Below are 16,124 nucleotides of genomic sequence, written 5' to 3'. Positions count from 1 at the left end.
AAAAAAACAGAAGCCATTACAAACGTTCCTTGGTACTTTCTTGCAGCGGTTGATGCCTATGAACGGGGGGTGCGACGGACACAGAAAGACCGTCCAACAGAAGAAGGCGTCATCGGGATTTATTTCTCTCCCCAACAATGGGTTGGTCCCCTTAACCCAAATATGGAAGACACCGACCCCTTATCGATTAGTCTTTTTGATGGAATGGGGCTTGACGGGAACGGTGATGGAATCGCCGATCGAATGAACGACGAAGATGTGTTGTACTCCATTGCTCAATACCTCGAGAAATTTGGCTTTAAAGAAGAAGATTTTCGTATCGCTCTTTGGGAATATTACCAGCGCGAGCAAAGTGTTGCGATCATCTCAGGACACGCAAAGGTTTATAAAAAATTTAACAGGCTTGATTTATCAAAGCATACGTTCCCCATGCCTCTCCAATACGACTATAGTTACCGAGATACATGGGGAGACAGGCGCGGCTGGGGCGGCCGACGCATTCATGAAGGGACTGATATTTTTGCTGGCTACCACGTTCCTGTACTGGCGACCGCTTATGGGATCGTGGAAATTAAAGGCTGGAATAAATACGGAGGCTGGCGCGTCGGCATTCGTGATACCGACAACATTTATCATTACTACGCCCATTTGAGTGGATTTGAAAAGGGGATTGAGGAAGGGACCATTGTAGCTCCTGGTGATGTGATCGGCTATGTCGGTAGCTCTGGCTACGGGAAGCCTGGAACACAAGGAAAATTTCCTCCTCATCTTCATTACGGAATGTACCGGGATACTGGCTATACGGAGTGGTCCTTCGATCCGTACCCTGCCTTAAAAAGCTGGGAACGAAAAGCATACCAAGAGCGAAGAAAGAAAAAATAAGAAAGAAGTAAGACACTTGCTTATGGCACACCGTTCACTGAAACGCTGACAAACACCAAGCATTTTTTGTTTTGTGAAGGGGTGACAATGCTCTGAGCTGTTAGGAGCTCAAGCTTGATTATTTCATAGTACGTTTCTGCATACAAAAAAGAGGCTGAGCTCAACACATTTGCTGAGCCAGCCTCATTTAGTCGTTACGATTCATTGCTCGCTTTTTTCTGTTTCGATACCCTTACTGCATTGGCAATACTAAGAACCATGCCACCCCATATTAAGACAATACCGATAATCATCATAATAATCGCACTTCCACTCATGATTATTCAGCTCCTTTGCTTTGACTGTCCGTTGGCACACCAAGACTATTTTTATCCCACTTAAAGGCCGTAAAGATGAAGCCGATAACAACGACACCAATAGCAACACCCCAACCTGTGTATAAAAGGAAAGAAGAAGGATAGTCTCCATAATTCTCTCGAATATTATTGATTAAATTTTGAATACCCATAAACCCAAGCACAAGTGGTGTAACAACCCCTAGGCATACTTTCCACCATAAGCCAGTGCGGAAATCAGAAACATTATTTGCATGGCTTTGAAGGGATGGAAGCTTCTTTAAAAACCAAGCTACAATAATAACAGACACGAGACCCGCAACTGCGATCCCAAATTGGTTAATAAAGTAATCAGCTGCATCAAGAAGGTATAACCCACCTTGTGTTGCATAGAGCAAAGAAAGGATTGCTGATAGCCCACCACCAAAAGCAACTGCTTTTGCACGGGATATTTTAAATTTGTCTTGAAGTCCAGCTACATACGTTTCAACAATTGAAATCAAAGATGTTAATCCCGCTAAGACAAGGGACCCGAAAAATAACACACCGAACAGACCATTTAATCCTGGGAACGTGTTAATAATTTGCGGGAAGACAACAAAGGCAAGTCCAATCCCTGCAGCTGCCACTTCCTCTACACCAACTCCTGAAGCCGTCGCCATAAAACCAAGCGCTGCAAATACGCCAATACCCGCTAATAGCTCAAATCCAGAGTTACTGAAGCCCGTAATAAAAGCATTGTTGTTAATATCTGCTTTCTTCGGAAGGTAACTAGAGTACGTAATCATAATCGCAAAAGCAATTGATAAGCTAAAGAAAATTTGACCATAGGCAGCCACCCAAACGCCAGGAGACAGAATCTCTGTCCAATCTGGTCTGAAAAATGCATCGAGTCCAACAGCAGCTCCTTCAAGGGTAACAGCACGAATCACGAGCATTAAGAACATAATAACTAACAATGGGATAAAGATACGATTCGCAACCTCAATCCCTTTTTTAACACCTTTAAACAAAACACCTAGCGTAACAATCCAGACGAGAAGAAGCGGATAGAAAACACCTGGTACTAATGAACCCAAGCTTCCTACTTCCCCTAACTGAAGATAGTTTCCAAAAAGGAATCCTTCGGCGTCTTCTCCCCAGCTCTGGTTAAAGGAAAAATACGTGTACGAGATCGCCCATGCAATAATGACTGCGTAGTACGTAGAAATGACAAACGCTATCGCTACTTGCCACCAGCCAATCCACTCTGTCTTTCTATTAAGCCTTGCGTACGTTAGCGGTGCAGACCCCCGATATTTATGACCTAACGTGAATTCCATGATTAAGAGCGGAATACCCGCCGTTAAAAGTGCAAATAAATAAGGTAAAAAGAAAGCACCACCGCCATTTTCATAAGCGACGTAAGGAAATCGCCAAATGTTTCCCAACCCAACTGCAGAACCAATCGCTGCTAATACGAAGCCAGCCCGTGTTCCCCACTGTTCTCTTTGACTCATAGAATTAATCTCCTTTCTTAACGAATACATTTACAAAAATAGTTTATTCTGAAAATTACAAGTTTAGTATATATGCTAGGATAGTTTTTGTCAAAATTATTTGACAACTTTCCGCATAGCAAATAGCTAGTTAGATTTCCTATCATCCAGCTTATCCTAGTCTATAATGCCCCTTACAATTTATCAGACAATTCATTATCTCATTATAGTAATTAGGTTGAAGCATGTCAAAGATTTTTTGTCGAAAAAACTCGATTACTGTATTTTTTATAAAAATAAGCTTTTTTTAAATCGATAAAACTTAATTAACGATTAAACCGCCTCGAAATAAGAAGAGGCGGTTCTTATTAAATCATTTCATAACAGAGATTCGTTTCAAAACAAGGATTGTCACGACAAGTAAAGCAAAAGCCGCAAGCAACCCTACAATAATGCTGCCTGACAAACCTAATGCAATATATGAGAGGAAGCTAATTACAGCTGCTATGATGGCATAAGGTAGCTGTGTGAGCACGTGATCAATATGATGGCTCCCTGCCCCCGCTGAAGAGAGAATCGTCGTATCTGAAATCGGTGAACAATGGTCGCCAAAAATGGACCCCGCTAAACCAGCCGCTAGCATTGGCAGCATCATCGTAATGTCTACAACCGCTGCAATCTCTCCTGCAATGGGAAGCAGCACACCAAAAGTCCCCCCAAGATGTTCCTGTTGAAAAGGCCGTAAACGCAGCGATGAGAAACAAGATAGCAGGTAATAATACCGGGCTAACGTTTCCATCAACTAACGAGGCTAAATATTGTCCTGTCCCTAAATCTCCGATAATCTCAATAATGATCCAAGCTAAGATAAGGATATAGATTGCTGGAAGCATTGATTGAATTCCAGCCCAACTCGTACGGGTCACTTCTGTCCAAGTTACTTTTTTTCTAAGATTAAAAATCAGAGCTGTAATGAATCCGGCGATTCCTCCATACACAAGCGAACCAGAAACATCTGTATTTTCAAAAATGGAAAGTAAGCTCACTTCCCCATCCGTACCTTGAATACCCGTTAAGACCATAAAGAAAACCGTCACTACAACTAACGTAATAATCGGCCAAACCAAATCACCAATGGTTCCTTTTTTACTTGATTGGATTTCTTCCTGCACTCCAGCAAGTGGCTTTTTATCCGGGTCAACAAGCTGTCCCGTTTGAATTGCGCGCTTCTCATGTATTTTCATAGCACCAATATCTAAATTAAACCAAGCCACTGCCAAAATAAGTGCGAGGGCAATCAGTGCGTATAAATTCATAGGAATCATGAGGATAAATGCTTGCAATGAACCATACTCCGTTACTCCATGAGTTGTTAGGACCCCAGCAATGATTGTAATGATGTATGCTCCCCAGCTTGAAAGTGGAGCAATCACACACACGGGTGCGGAGGTAGAATCAACAAAATAGGCAAGCTTCGCACGAGATACACGATGCCTGTCAGTAAGAGGGCGGCTAACATTCCCAACTAGAATGCTGTTAAAATAATCATCAATAAATACTAAAAACCCTAAAAAGATTGGTAAAAGTTGAGCACCCCTTCTCGTTTTGACACGCTTGATCGCCCACTCTCCGAATGCTTGACTGCCACCAGAAAAAGCGATGAATGAAGCCATCATTCCTAGAAGTAGTAAGAAAAAGATAATATAAAGTTCCCAATCATTGATGGCTCCGTCCACGACAAAGATCCCAGCAAAAATAGTAAATATTTGCATGATGCTTTCTACTGGATTAAATCCATTAAGCATAAGTGAACCGACGATGATCCCAATCCCTAAGGATAATAGAACTTTTTTTGTCAAAATTACCAACAAAAGAGATAAAATTGGTGGAAGTAAGGACAAAATCGATGGTTCCATCGTAAAAACCCCCCTCAATAAAGTTTAATTTTCTCATGAATACTCGTGTATTCTTAAAGATTCATAAGCACCGCAGCGTAATCTCGCCAAAGCTACTGGATAGAAGTAGAATAAATCAAAATTTCTTACAGAAGAAAATCCATCCTAACGGTCAAACTGAGATCGTTTGGTAATGAAAAGGTAAGACCGTGCCTAGTAATCTCCACATCACTCACGGTCGCTTCCCCATTACAGGAATGCTGCTTTTTAATAGTTTATTGTTAAATCCTTACTCTCATGAGTAGTTACATCCCTCACAGCGTTAGAAAGTAGTTCCAAAGTTAAAGCAAACCTTCTTTGCTTTCTCACTGCCTTGAAGCTCCGTCGCTTTTTCCACAAAAATGAAAAAAGAGCAAAGATGGCGGTCTGATCCATCGTTGCTCTTCGTCGCAAGTTGTCTCCCCATCTCAACAGTAGTACTCCACAGATCATCTCATAATCACTGTGACAGTGCTGTACTTATTCAATACAGCCCCAGCAAAAGAGTGGTTGACACGCTCTTTCACTTCGGCAAATTCCCCTTTCAACCCCCATCACCGGTGTCATTCTCCGAGGATCTACTGATGAAATTCGCACCTCTACCTCACCTTTTTGATGAGGCAATATTTATTTAATTAAGCAGACTCATTTTATCACGGTTTCTTCCCCTCAGCAATCGGAAAAACGACACGTTTATCAAGGGTTTCACACTGTTCTCTCAACAAATACATACGTTCTCTTAACACTCACATTTTCGTTTTTTATGGAGACGCTGCTTCTTCTCGTTCAGACATTGGAACAGCAATCGGTGGAGGTGTTACACCTTCTCCATGCATATAAAATTCTGGAACCGGTCCACTGATAAAAAGAACACCAACAGGTACATTGGCAAAAACAAGCTGTTGTTCTGTTGCAAAAGGGATAATGACCCTTATATCCAATTCAATTTCCATGCTCAACGTAATATACGTATTATTAATCCCTACATGCTCAACCTTCTCTTTAAAATCCGTTCGGACATCACCGATCACCGTAAAATGAAAAGGAACACCTGGACCAAGCTGAGAGAGAAGGGCATTGTTTGTCACTCGTCCTAATGGAATCTCATATAAAATCCCATCATCGGTTCCATTTTGTTCTGCCACAAAGGATTCCCTTTCTACCTCCGCTAAGTATGATTGAATATGCCCTGTGGCAGAAGAAAGAATTTCATTATATAAATTGGTGTTAAATTGAACGGACGTAATCTCTCCGTTCTCATCTTTTTCAAATAAGTACAATTCATTTATGTCTATTTCCTTTGATACTTTGTCGTTTATCGCTCCATTTATGGCTGTTGTTGAAATTTTTTGTGTTTCTAAACTCGCAATCTCCATTAAGGTTGGCTTTACGCCTTTTTCAACAATCCATAAGCCTTGCAACGTTAACAGAACAAAAACAACGAAGGAAATTAAAAGGACATACCGAAATGGCAAAGGGCCTTTTCGCGCTCGTCTGATTGGTCTTCGTCGCCGCAAAACAAAAACCCCCTTTTGCTACATATGTATGCGTAAGGGGGATCAGTTTGACTATAAATTTTAGGCAAGCCTAATTCGTTTCAGTTAAACGCTCGTACACGCGAAATTCATGTGCATACCTGTTGTTCTCATCAATTTTTCCTTTTTCCACGGAAACCAATTTCCATTCGTTCTCATCGATTTCAGGGAAAAATGTATCACCTTCAAAGGTTTCATCAATATACGTTAAATAAATTCGCTCCACCTTATCCCACAAGCTTGTAAACAATTCTGCACCGCCGATAACAAAACACTCAGCTTCCTCCCGTCCAAGCTCTACAACCTCGGCAATCGAGTGAAGGACGTCCACTCCCTCAGCCTCAAAGCTCTTATTTCTCGTTACGACAATATTGCGACGGTTCGGCAGTGGTCTTCCGATAGACTCGAATGTTTTTCGGCCCATCACAATGGTATGACCTGTCGTTATTTTTTTAAAATAGGCAAGATCATTCGGTAAATGCCATGGTAACTGATTATCCTTCCCAATCGCTCGCTGCTTATCCATTGCTACAATGTACGAAATCATACTGAGACCTCTCCTTTAATGTGAGGATGAGGGTCATAGCCAACAAGCTGAAAATCTTCATAAGTAAAATCATCGATTGACTTCACTTCTGGGTTCAGCTTCATTTGCGGCAAGGTACGCGGCTCTCTCGTCAGTTGAAGCTTCACTTGCTCCACATGATTTTTGTAAATATGGGCATCGCCGAATGTATGGATAAATTCTCCAGGCTCTAAATCACAAACTTGAGCGATCATTAATGTTAACAATGCATAGGACGCAATGTTAAAAGGCACCCCTAAAAAGATATCTGCACTACGCTGGTACAGCTGGCACGACAGTTTACCGTCATTGACATAAAACTGAAACAGGCAGTGACACGGCGCTAGTGCCATCTCATCAATGTCAGCTGCATTCCAAGCACTGACAATTAAACGACGAGAATCAGGATTTTTACGAATATCATCGATGACCTGTTTAATTTGATCAACTGTTTTTCCGTTTGCCCCCTCCCAAGAGCGCCATTGCTTTCCGTAGACAGGACCGAGATCACCCTTTTCATCCGCCCATTCGTTCCAAATTCGCACACCATGCTCCTGTAAGTATTTAATATTCGTATCACCTTTCAAAAACCAAAGAAGCTCATGGATGATCGAGCGTAGATGAAGCTTCTTCGTCGTTACAACAGGAAACCCCTCCTGTAAGTCAAAACGCATTTGATAGCCAAATGTACTGAAGGTACCCGTTCCTGTTCGATCTGATTTTTCCTCACCATGCTCTAATACATGCTTACATAACGCTAAATATTGTTTCATTGCCTGATACGCTCCTTTTACTAAGTTCCTATTGCTTCCATCGCAACGCTCATTGTTTTTAAAAGAGTTTCATTGAAAATGCTCGTCCACAAAGTGAAGAGCTTTTCCTCTACTTTCACTAGCTCTATTATATCAACGAATGGTGACCCTTATCGCAAACATTTATTGATTTTTATGATTCATGCTCAAATAGTTAAAAGCCCCTACTCAATAGGAGCCAATCACACTAAACCATTTTCAGCAATGCCTCTCGACCATTCATCCCCTTCATGATGCCAAGCGCTTCAGCTTCTAGGGTCACGGATTCTAACGGGGCATCTAGCAGCTGTTCAATTGTGCGAACCCCAACTGCTCTTCCTGCTATGATTTTCCGTTCCTTCAGTTTTTCATTCAACAAAGCAATGTCCAGTGCCCCACACATAATGTATCCTTTTTCAGAAGTAACAGCTAAAAAATTGGTCTTTGGCAACACTAATGTAATGGCAACAAATGTCTGGTTTTCAATTTGAATTGGCGTCATGTTGAACAATGAACGCTCACCCCTTTTGCTCTCTTGTTTCATAATTAGAATATGTAAAGACAAAAGGGAGTGCGACTGTTTTTTCATAGAAACCTACATGAGCAGCTCGCTCTTCCGACTGGGATGAAAATGAGTTCGCCTGGTCATACTATACACCATTTTAATAAAGGCGGTGCGAGCGGAAGGGCTTCATTGTTTCACCAACTTGCACTGAAGCTCCGTCCCCTTTTCACAAAAAAGGGCGGAGCTTCTGTACAGGTCGAAAAAATGAAGTAGGACTTTCGTTCACATCTCTTTCACTTTCACCATTAACAGTGGTGTTGTTGTAGCTTCCATGTTAAGACATCGCGAAGCATTTCAGGCATAAAATAATTTTTCACCTTCGCTTCGGCAATTTTAGGAAATAGGTAGCCAAAGGTGTACATGTCTAATGTGGCAATCGTATAAAGGGCCTCTTTTTTCAATGGTTCCCCTTTTACAAAAACAGCTGTAATCTTTGCATCCCCATTTAAATTTTCCTCGATGGTTACATCCATTCCTGTAAATAGCATCCGCCCTAGCATTTTTCCACGGAAGCCAAATCCCTTCAATTCAAGGTTTCTGATTTCTTTTGTAAAAGCACGTTCAATTGTTTCTTGAAGCGCCTGGCCATTTAACTGAATGACACATGGATTAATCGGGTGAGGACAGATTCGGTGAATGTCTGCTTTTGTGACAATACCAGCTGGGATCGACTCTAGGAGAACTCCTGCATTCATCATTCCTAAATCTACACCACACCACTCTGTTAAGGCATCACAAAGAAGCTGACCTCCCTGTGAAACGTGCTCCCATGACACATCGATTCCTTGCGAGAGGACTGTAATTGGCTCTGCTAGCTTTCGCTTCGCTTTGTGCTTCAATATGTTTAACCTCGCCATTGTCTCAGGATCGGGCTGTAAGGCCTTCACTTCCCTTACCTCAGCTGAATCCTCTACAATCATACGAGATTCTGTATCAAATGAAACCTTCACCTTACCGACAAACTGGCCACCCTTACCTGCTTGAGCAATAAGGGTGCCAAACTGCCGTTTCCCATGCTCTAATACATGATGGGTATGGGCACCTAAAATGAGCTGAATATCAGGGAACTGCTCAGCTATTTCTTCATCACGAAACAAGCCAAGATGAGATAAGAGAACAATCATATCTACCTGAGGCTTCACTTCTTGCACCAATTCCTTAAGTATCTCTAAGGGCTGGCTTATTTTCCAACCAAGTTGTTCATAAAAACGGCTAAAGGGGGCCGTTAAGCCAATAAAGCCAACCTTCACCTTTTCCGAGATGGAGTGAATCACGTATGGCTTCACCCAAGATGGCCGACTCCCGTTTTTTTCAAACAAATTCCCCACAATGATTGGAAAATTGGCTTCATCATACAGATGCTCTAGCTGTTCTTTTGAAAACGTAATTCCTTCATTATTTCCAATCGTAGCATAGTCAATCTTTAAGGCATTGAGAAGCTCCACATTCCCTTTTCCCATTGTCGCTTCTGTGAAGGGATGACTTCGATCTGCATGATCGCCTAAATCAACGACCAATTGCCGCACGCCGTTTCTACGTTCCTCTTTAATGTAGGTTACAATTTGAGGCCAATATGTAAACGTACTGTGAATGTCATTCATATGATAAATGGTAAATTGCTCAATCGACAAAATTTCCCTCCTCCCTTATTACTGAACGGTATTAGCCGATCCAACCTTGGTAAATAAGCCGCACTCCAATAAATAATAAAAATAGCCGAAAAACGAAAACAAGGGTATCACTTTTTAATCGTGCATTGATCGCAGCTCCTAACTGAGCGCCTACCCATGCACCAGGTATAAGAATTGCGGCATATAGATAGTTAATATTTCCCAAAGCAATGTGAGAGGCAGAGCTTAAAATGGCGGAGAACAAAATCATAAACATGGACGTTGCAACAGCCACATGGGGTGGAAAAGCAAATAGCACAATCATTGCAGGAACCATTAAGGAACCACCACCAATCCCAAACAAGCCCGATGTCATTCCAACAACGAAAGCAATCAAGATTCCTACAATTGGCTGAAACCCATATTCAACCGTCTCCCCCAATTCATTTTTATACGTACGTACAAATCCTTTATTTTTAAACGGTAATGGCTTAAGACGATGCCGGATCATTAAAAGAAATGAAGTAAGAATCACAAAAAGACCGAAATAAATAAAGAACTGGTCCACGTCTAACCCTTGGTTAAGCCACACACCGAATAATGCTCCAGGACCACTGCCAATAAAGAAAAGAAACCCACTTTTGTAATCAATTTTCTTTTGCTTCATATAGGCCAAAGTCGAGGAAAGCCCAGTAAAAATCATAATTAACAAAGACGTGCCCACCGCAACCTGAGGACTTATTTCTGTAAAAACATTGGTCATTGTGCTAAAAAGTAGCAATGCAGGAACAATGATAATTCCCCCACCAAGTCCCATTAGACTGCCGATTGTCCCAGCGACAATACCGATAAGAACTAACATGATCCATTCCATTTACGTGTCACCTTTTTCATCGATTTCAAATCTTTAGAAAGACTTAGTCTTTTTTTCGGTCAGAAAGCTATCATGATTTTTATACTTCCTGATTAGTTAAAACAAATCTAACTGTCTTGGTGTTAATCCAGTGTATTCAATTTCCAACAGCTCTATAAGCTGCTTTGCATTTGCTGCTGCGTCTCCACCTGAATTATTATTAAAAATTAAGTAGACGTCTTTCGCATGCTGCTCTAATTCTCGAATCCATGCGACCCATTCTTGAAGCTCATCCAATGAATAGCGATAAAGATAGCGAACATCACGCCAGCTTCCATCACCAGGGTCCATCCAGCCCTTTACATTTCGACCGTGAAAACGAACAAGAGCCGCCTGAGGGTTTGTCACTTCTAAGACGGTTGGCACCGATCCTTCACCAGCTTGAGGCTCGTCGCAAATCCCATGAATCCAGCCTTCTTCTTTCATAAAATTGAGCGTTTGCTGTCGGTATGCCGTTGTAAACCAAGATTGATGACGGAACTCTAACGCAGCCGGAAGATCGCCTAATTGCTCTTTGCAAAACCGTAAATAGCACACATTTTCCTTTTTGCAATCAAACCACGGAGGAAACTGACAGAGGACAAACGCTAATTTTCCAGCGTCAACCAAAGGACGAATGGAGTCAACAAAAGCGCTAAACATTTCTTCTTTCGAGGCAAATGAGTCTTCTCCCCGTTGATGACCCGTTATCCCTTGATACGCTTTCACAATAAAGCGAAACGACGAAGGTGTGTCTTGAACCCTTTTCTCATAGTTACGTGTTGATTGAACCGCATAAAATGAAGAATCAACTTCAACGGTTGGAAAATGACTACCATATGTATACAGCTTTTCATGAGGGCGAACACCTCCTGTATATAGATCCTCATGATCACCCCAGCCTGTTAATCCTATGTAAATCATCTCATCTCACCACACATTATCTAGAGATTGTGGAAAAAGCGAACCTAACGGTTCGCTTTTTCAGCACAGTATCGAATTATCCAATTGAGCCTTCCATCTCGAATTTAATCAGACGGTTCATTTCAACGGCATATTCCATTGGAAGCTCTTTCGTAAATGGCTCAATGAAGCCCATCACAATCATTTCTGTTGCTTCTTCTTCAGAAAGACCACGGCTCATTAAGTAGAACAATTGATCTTCTGAAACTTTTGAAACCGTCGCTTCATGCTCAAGTGTAATATCATTGTTGAGGATTTCATTATACGGAATCGTATCAGAAGTTGACTGGTTATCCATAATTAATGTGTCACACTCAATTTTTGATTTCGAGCCTTGAGACTTGCGGCCAAAGTGAGCAATTCCACGATAAGATACTTTTCCACCTTGTTTGGAGATTGACTTGGACACAATGGTTGAAGAACAGTTTGGTGCAAGGTGCATAACCTTTGCTCCAGCATCTTGATGCTGACCTTTTCCAGCGATGGCGATGGAAAGAATCGTTCCTTTCGCACCTTCACCTTTCATGATGACAGCTGGGTATTTCATCGTAAGTTTTGAACCGATGTTGCCATCAATCCATTCCATTGTCGCATTTTCGTAAGCAACCGCACGTTTCGTTACAAGGTTGTAAATGTTTGGCGCCCAGTTTTGAATCGTTGTATAACGGCAATAGGCATCTTTATTTACGATGATTTCAACAACCGCACTGTGAAGTGAGTTTGTTGAATAAACAGGTGCTGTACAACCTTCAACATAGTGAACAGAGCTGTCTTCATCAGCGATGATTAACGTACGCTCGAACTGCCCCATGTTTTCTGAGTTAATCCGGAAGTATGCTTGAAGCGGTGTGTCCGTCTTCACGCCTTTCGGTACATAAATGAACGAACCACCTGACCAAACCGCAGAGTTCAATGCAGCAAACTTGTTATCAGAAGGTGGGATCACCGTACCGAAATACTTTCTAAAAATATCTTCATTTTCTTTTAACGCCGTGTCTGTATCTTTAAAAATAATTCCTTGCTCTTCAAGCTCTTCCTTCATGTTGTGATACACAACTTCAGACTCGTACTGCGCAGATACACCAGCAAGGTATTTTTGTTCAGCTTCTGGAATACCAAGCTTATCAAACGTATTTTTGATTTCTTCAGGAACTTCATCCCAAGACTTTTCTGACTTCTCAGAAGGCTTAACGTAATACGTAATGTCATCAAAATCAAGTTCAGATAAGTCGCCACCCCATTGAGGCATTGGCATTTTATAAAATTGTTCTAATGATTTAAGGCGGAATTCAAGCATCCATTCTGGTTCGTTTTTCATTCGCGAGATTTCTTCTACAATTTCACGAGTCAATCCGCGCTTTGAACGGAAAATAGAAACGTCTCGATCCGAAAACCCATACTTATATTCGCCGATTTCAGGCATTTTTTTAGCCATGGGAAAACCCTCCTTCAAAGATTATGGCATTACACCATCCATTAAATAACGTGACCTTAACAATAGCTCTTCTTTCTATTATAAAGCAAGGAAGCTTCTACGTGTAGGAAATAAGCCTTTCTCACACTTTTTTAAACTTGTATAGCGCTTAATTCTCCGCTGATTCGTTTAATCCCTTCTCCATTGCTTTCCAAGCCAATGTCGCACATTTTATACGAGCTGGGAATTTTGAAACACCCTGTAAGGCCTCGATATCACCCAAATCAAAGGCATTTTCATCATAGTCATTTCCCTGCATCATGTTGGAGAAAATATCGGACATTGCTAGCGCCTCATTCACATTTAAGCCTTTAACGGCTTGTGTCATCATTGAAGCAGAAGCAAGACTAATAGAGCAGCCTTCACCGACAAACTTAGCGTCAATGATTTTTCCATCCTCCACCTTCATCTGCAGCTGAATCCGATCTCCGCATGTGGGATTATTCATATTGACCTTTACTGAATCCCCGTCAAATTCACCGCGGTTACGGGGATTCTTATAGTGATCCATGATTACTTGACGGTAGAGTGTATCAAGGTTATTAGAAGACATTACCGAAATACTCCTTTGTTTTTACTAAGCCCTCTGCTAGCGCATCAACATCTTCCTTTGTATTGTACAAATAGAAGCTTGCTCGAGCCGTTGCAGTGACGTCTAACCACTTCATTAATGGTTGCGCACAATGGTGCCCTGCACGTACAGCAATTCCCTCCGCATCAAGAACCGTTGCCACATCATGTGGATGGACATCGTCAATATTAAACGTAACGAGACCCGCGCGTTTCTTCGGCCCATAAATCGTTAAGCCTTCCACAACGGACAATCGCTCCATTGCGTATTGAGCCAATTCATGCTCATGCTTTTCAATTTCGCCAAGCCCAATTTCCTCAAGGAAGTCAATCGCCGCACCAAGTCCGATCGCACCGGCAATAATCGGTGTTCCCCCTTCAAATTTCCAGGGAAGCTCTTTCCACGTTGACTCTTGAAGACCAACAAAATCAATCATTTCGCCGCCAAATTCAATTGGCTCCATCTTTTCAAGCAACGCTTTTTTTCCATAAAGCACACCAATTCCTGTTGGCCCTCCCATTTTATGACCAGAGAAAGCAAAAAAATCGCAATCAAGCTCTTGCACATCCACTCTCATATGTGGCGTGCTTTGAGCTCCGTCAACAAGCATGACTGCTCCGTTTTGATGAGCAATGGCTGCAATTTCTTTCACAGGGTTGATCGTCCCAAGAACATTGGACACCTGCATAACGGCAACGATTTTTGTGTTCGCTGTAACGGTTTTCTTCACATCTTCTAAGTCAATTGTTCCATCTTCTTGCAGTGGAATATATTTTAACGTTGCGCCGGTCGCTTTTGCCACTTGCTGCCAAGGAATGATATTGCTATGATGCTCCATCGGTGTAATGACAATTTCATCACCTTCAGCTAAATTGTCACGTCCATAGCTAGAGGCAACGAGGTTAATCGCTGTTGTCGTTCCTCTTGTGAAAATGATTTCTTCTGTAGAAGAAGCATTAATAAAACGACGAACCTTCCCGCGTGCTCCCTCGTAGCCGTCCGTTGCCAGGGTGCCTAGAGTATGCACCCCACGGTGGACGTTTGAATTGTATCGACGATAGTAATCCTCCACCTTTTCAATGACTTGAATCGGCTTTTGGGAAGTCGCGGCACTATCGAGATACACGAGCGGTTTTCCGTTTACCTTCTGATCAAGAATCGGAAATAGCTGTCTAATCTCTTTAGCATTCATTACTTAACTTTCCTTTCGATCGCTTCTCTTAAACGATCTTTTACTGATTCAATTGGCAACTGGTTCACGACAGGTGCTAAGAACCCGTGAATGACAAGTCTTTCCGCTTCTGAACGTGAAATCCCGCGACTCATCAAGTAATACATTTGGATTGGATCAATCTTCCCAACAGAAGCCGCATGTCCAGCAGTCACGTCGTCTTCATCAATTAATAAGATTGGGTTTGCATCCCCACGTGCTTTTTCGCTAAGCATAAGAACACGTTCAGTTTGCTCTCCATTTGATTTTGTTGCACCATGCTCAATCTTTGTAATTCCGTTGAAGATCGAGCTTGCTTCCTCACGCATGACACCATGCTTTAGGATATAGCCTTCAGAATGCTTTCCATGATGGTAAATCGTTGTCGTGAAGTTTTGCTTTTGGCTACCACGTCCAATGGTAACCGTCTTTGTGTCTGCCCAAGAACCGTCACCAATCAGATGAGTCGTGTTTTCTGATACGGTATTACCGTCGTTCATTTGACCGAGAGCCCAATCAACTCTTGCATCACGCTCCACATGTGCACGACGAACAACATAGGTCGTCACATTTTTTGCTAGGTTATCAACGGCGCCGAAAGCAACGCGAGCGCCAGCGCCAGCGAATACTTCAACCACAATGTTTGCTACAGCATCCTGTTCACCAAATGACGCATAGTTCTCTACATACGTAACAGAACTATTATCTTCAGCTACAATAATGACATGGTTGAATAGCCCAGCTCCCTCAGTGTCTAACCAATACACCGCTTGTAATGGTACCTCGACTTCAACATTGCGTGGAACATAGATAAATGTTCCACCGTTCACTAACGCCCCATGAAGAGCAAGAAGGCGGTTTTCATCAACCTTTGTCGCTTCAGTCATAAAGTATTTTTCCACAAGGTCTCCATGTTCTTTTACAGCTGTTGCAAAATCTGTAAAAATCACACCATTTGCTTTTAGCTCTTCACTAATTTTGTTGTAAACCGTTGTTCCGTCACGTTGAACAAGCAAATTTTGCGTATCGGATGCTTCACCAATGAGGCCTTTCACACCTTCATGAAGCTCATCAATGCTTGCAACAGGAGTTGCTACTGGCAATTCATGCGTAAACGCTGTGAAATTCCACGAATCAATTTTTGTTTTATCCGGCTTTGGTAGCGGCAATGTTTCCGCTAGCTCTATTCCTTTTAAACGGATGTTTTGCAACCATGCTGGTTCGCCACGGCCATCCGAGAATACCTTAATATATTCTTGATCGAACGCTAATTTCGTCTCGACTGACATACTAACCCACCCTTTTTTGTTGTTTGGTCT

At 42.0% G+C, this 16,124-nt stretch carries 16 protein-coding genes and 1 riboswitch; of the genes, 1 reads left to right on the top strand and 15 read right to left on the bottom strand.

The features are described 5' to 3' along the window. Positions 1-882: M23 family metallopeptidase (locus BLT_RS0103220; RefSeq protein WP_017726377.1), on the top strand; the 882-nt coding region annotated here is incomplete at its 5' end. Between the two features lie 194 nt (positions 883-1,076). On the opposite strand, the gene BLT_RS22915 is transcribed toward BLT_RS0103220, so the two are convergent. The 15 genes from BLT_RS22915 to sufD all read right to left on the bottom strand — a co-directional run bounded on the left by BLT_RS22915 (position 1,077) and on the right by sufD (position 16,094). Beyond that, entirely contained in the window at positions 1,077-1,199 is a 123-nt protein-coding gene (locus BLT_RS22915) for a methionine/alanine import family NSS transporter small subunit (protein ID WP_017726376.1), read from the bottom strand. A 2-nt stretch (positions 1,200-1,201) separates the two neighbouring features. Beyond that, the gene (locus tag BLT_RS0103210) at positions 1,202-2,716 is read right to left on the bottom strand and encodes a sodium-dependent transporter (RefSeq protein ID WP_017726375.1); all 1,515 of its coding nucleotides are present in this window, start codon (positions 2,714-2,716) and stop codon (positions 1,202-1,204) included. A 352-nt stretch (positions 2,717-3,068) separates the two neighbouring features. Beyond that, positions 3,069-3,350, bottom strand: a complete 282-nt coding sequence (locus tag BLT_RS24815) for a Na+/H+ antiporter NhaC family protein (protein WP_338035651.1) — start codon at positions 3,348-3,350, stop codon at positions 3,069-3,071. After that, complete coding sequence (locus tag BLT_RS21315; RefSeq protein WP_338035650.1) at positions 3,235-4,611, bottom strand: Na+/H+ antiporter NhaC family protein; 1,377 nt, start codon at positions 4,609-4,611, stop codon at positions 3,235-3,237. The genes BLT_RS24815 and BLT_RS21315 overlap by 116 nt, the downstream gene beginning before the upstream one ends. Before the next feature lie 445 nt (positions 4,612-5,056). Beyond that, positions 5,057-5,239: riboswitch (Lysine riboswitch) on the bottom strand. 151 nt (positions 5,240-5,390) lie between these two features. Next, the gene (yunB, locus tag BLT_RS0103195; protein ID WP_017726372.1) at positions 5,391-6,146 is read right to left on the bottom strand and encodes a sporulation protein YunB; all 756 of its coding nucleotides are present in this window, start codon (positions 6,144-6,146) and stop codon (positions 5,391-5,393) included. 70 nt (positions 6,147-6,216) lie between these two features. Then, positions 6,217-6,711, bottom strand: a complete 495-nt coding sequence (locus tag BLT_RS0103190; RefSeq protein WP_017726371.1) for a dihydrofolate reductase — start codon at positions 6,709-6,711, stop codon at positions 6,217-6,219. Further along, positions 6,708-7,502 (bottom strand): thymidylate synthase, encoded by a 795-nt coding sequence (locus BLT_RS0103185; RefSeq protein WP_017726370.1) that lies wholly within the window; start codon positions 7,500-7,502, stop codon positions 6,708-6,710. Before BLT_RS0103185 ends, BLT_RS0103190 begins: the two co-directional genes overlap by 4 nt. A gap of 226 nt (positions 7,503-7,728) precedes the next feature. Further along, positions 7,729-8,031, bottom strand: a complete 303-nt coding sequence (locus BLT_RS0103180; RefSeq protein WP_017726369.1) for a YunC family protein — start codon at positions 8,029-8,031, stop codon at positions 7,729-7,731. 299 nt (positions 8,032-8,330) lie between these two features. Then, complete coding sequence (locus tag BLT_RS0103175) at positions 8,331-9,716, bottom strand: bifunctional metallophosphatase/5'-nucleotidase (RefSeq protein ID WP_017726368.1); 1,386 nt, start codon at positions 9,714-9,716, stop codon at positions 8,331-8,333. Between the two features lie 31 nt (positions 9,717-9,747). Continuing rightward, positions 9,748-10,569 carry a sulfite exporter TauE/SafE family protein gene (locus BLT_RS0103170; protein ID WP_017726367.1) on the bottom strand — a complete coding sequence of 274 codons (822 nt, stop codon included), beginning with the start codon at positions 10,567-10,569 and terminating at the stop codon, positions 9,748-9,750. A 96-nt stretch (positions 10,570-10,665) separates the two neighbouring features. Then, positions 10,666-11,511: a DUF72 domain-containing protein gene (locus tag BLT_RS0103165; protein WP_017726366.1), complete on the bottom strand. Its 846-nt coding sequence runs from the start codon at positions 11,509-11,511 to the stop codon at positions 10,666-10,668. Positions 11,512-11,587: 76 nt separating this feature from the next. Beyond that, positions 11,588-12,985 (bottom strand): Fe-S cluster assembly protein SufB, encoded by a 1,398-nt coding sequence (gene sufB / locus BLT_RS0103160; protein WP_017726365.1) that lies wholly within the window; start codon positions 12,983-12,985, stop codon positions 11,588-11,590. Positions 12,986-13,133: 148 nt separating this feature from the next. After that, a complete protein-coding gene (gene sufU / locus BLT_RS0103155; protein ID WP_017726364.1) occupies positions 13,134-13,577 on the bottom strand; it encodes a Fe-S cluster assembly sulfur transfer protein SufU in 444 nt (147 codons plus the stop codon). Then, a complete protein-coding gene (locus BLT_RS0103150; RefSeq protein ID WP_017726363.1) occupies positions 13,567-14,787 on the bottom strand; it encodes a cysteine desulfurase in 1,221 nt (406 codons plus the stop codon). The genes sufU and BLT_RS0103150 overlap by 11 nt, the downstream gene beginning before the upstream one ends. Continuing rightward, complete coding sequence (gene sufD / locus BLT_RS0103145; RefSeq protein WP_017726362.1) at positions 14,787-16,094, bottom strand: Fe-S cluster assembly protein SufD; 1,308 nt, start codon at positions 16,092-16,094, stop codon at positions 14,787-14,789. Before sufD ends, BLT_RS0103150 begins: the two co-directional genes overlap by 1 nt. Between the last annotated feature and the right edge of the window lie 30 nt (positions 16,095-16,124).

It is taken from the genome of Halalkalibacterium ligniniphilum (assembly GCF_000334155.1).
GTDB classification, from domain to species: Bacteria; Bacillota; Bacilli; order Bacillales; family Bacillaceae_D; genus Halalkalibacterium; species Halalkalibacterium ligniniphilum.
The sequence above is the reverse complement of the archived record's forward strand: the minus strand, read 5'-3'. Positions and strand labels throughout refer to the sequence as shown.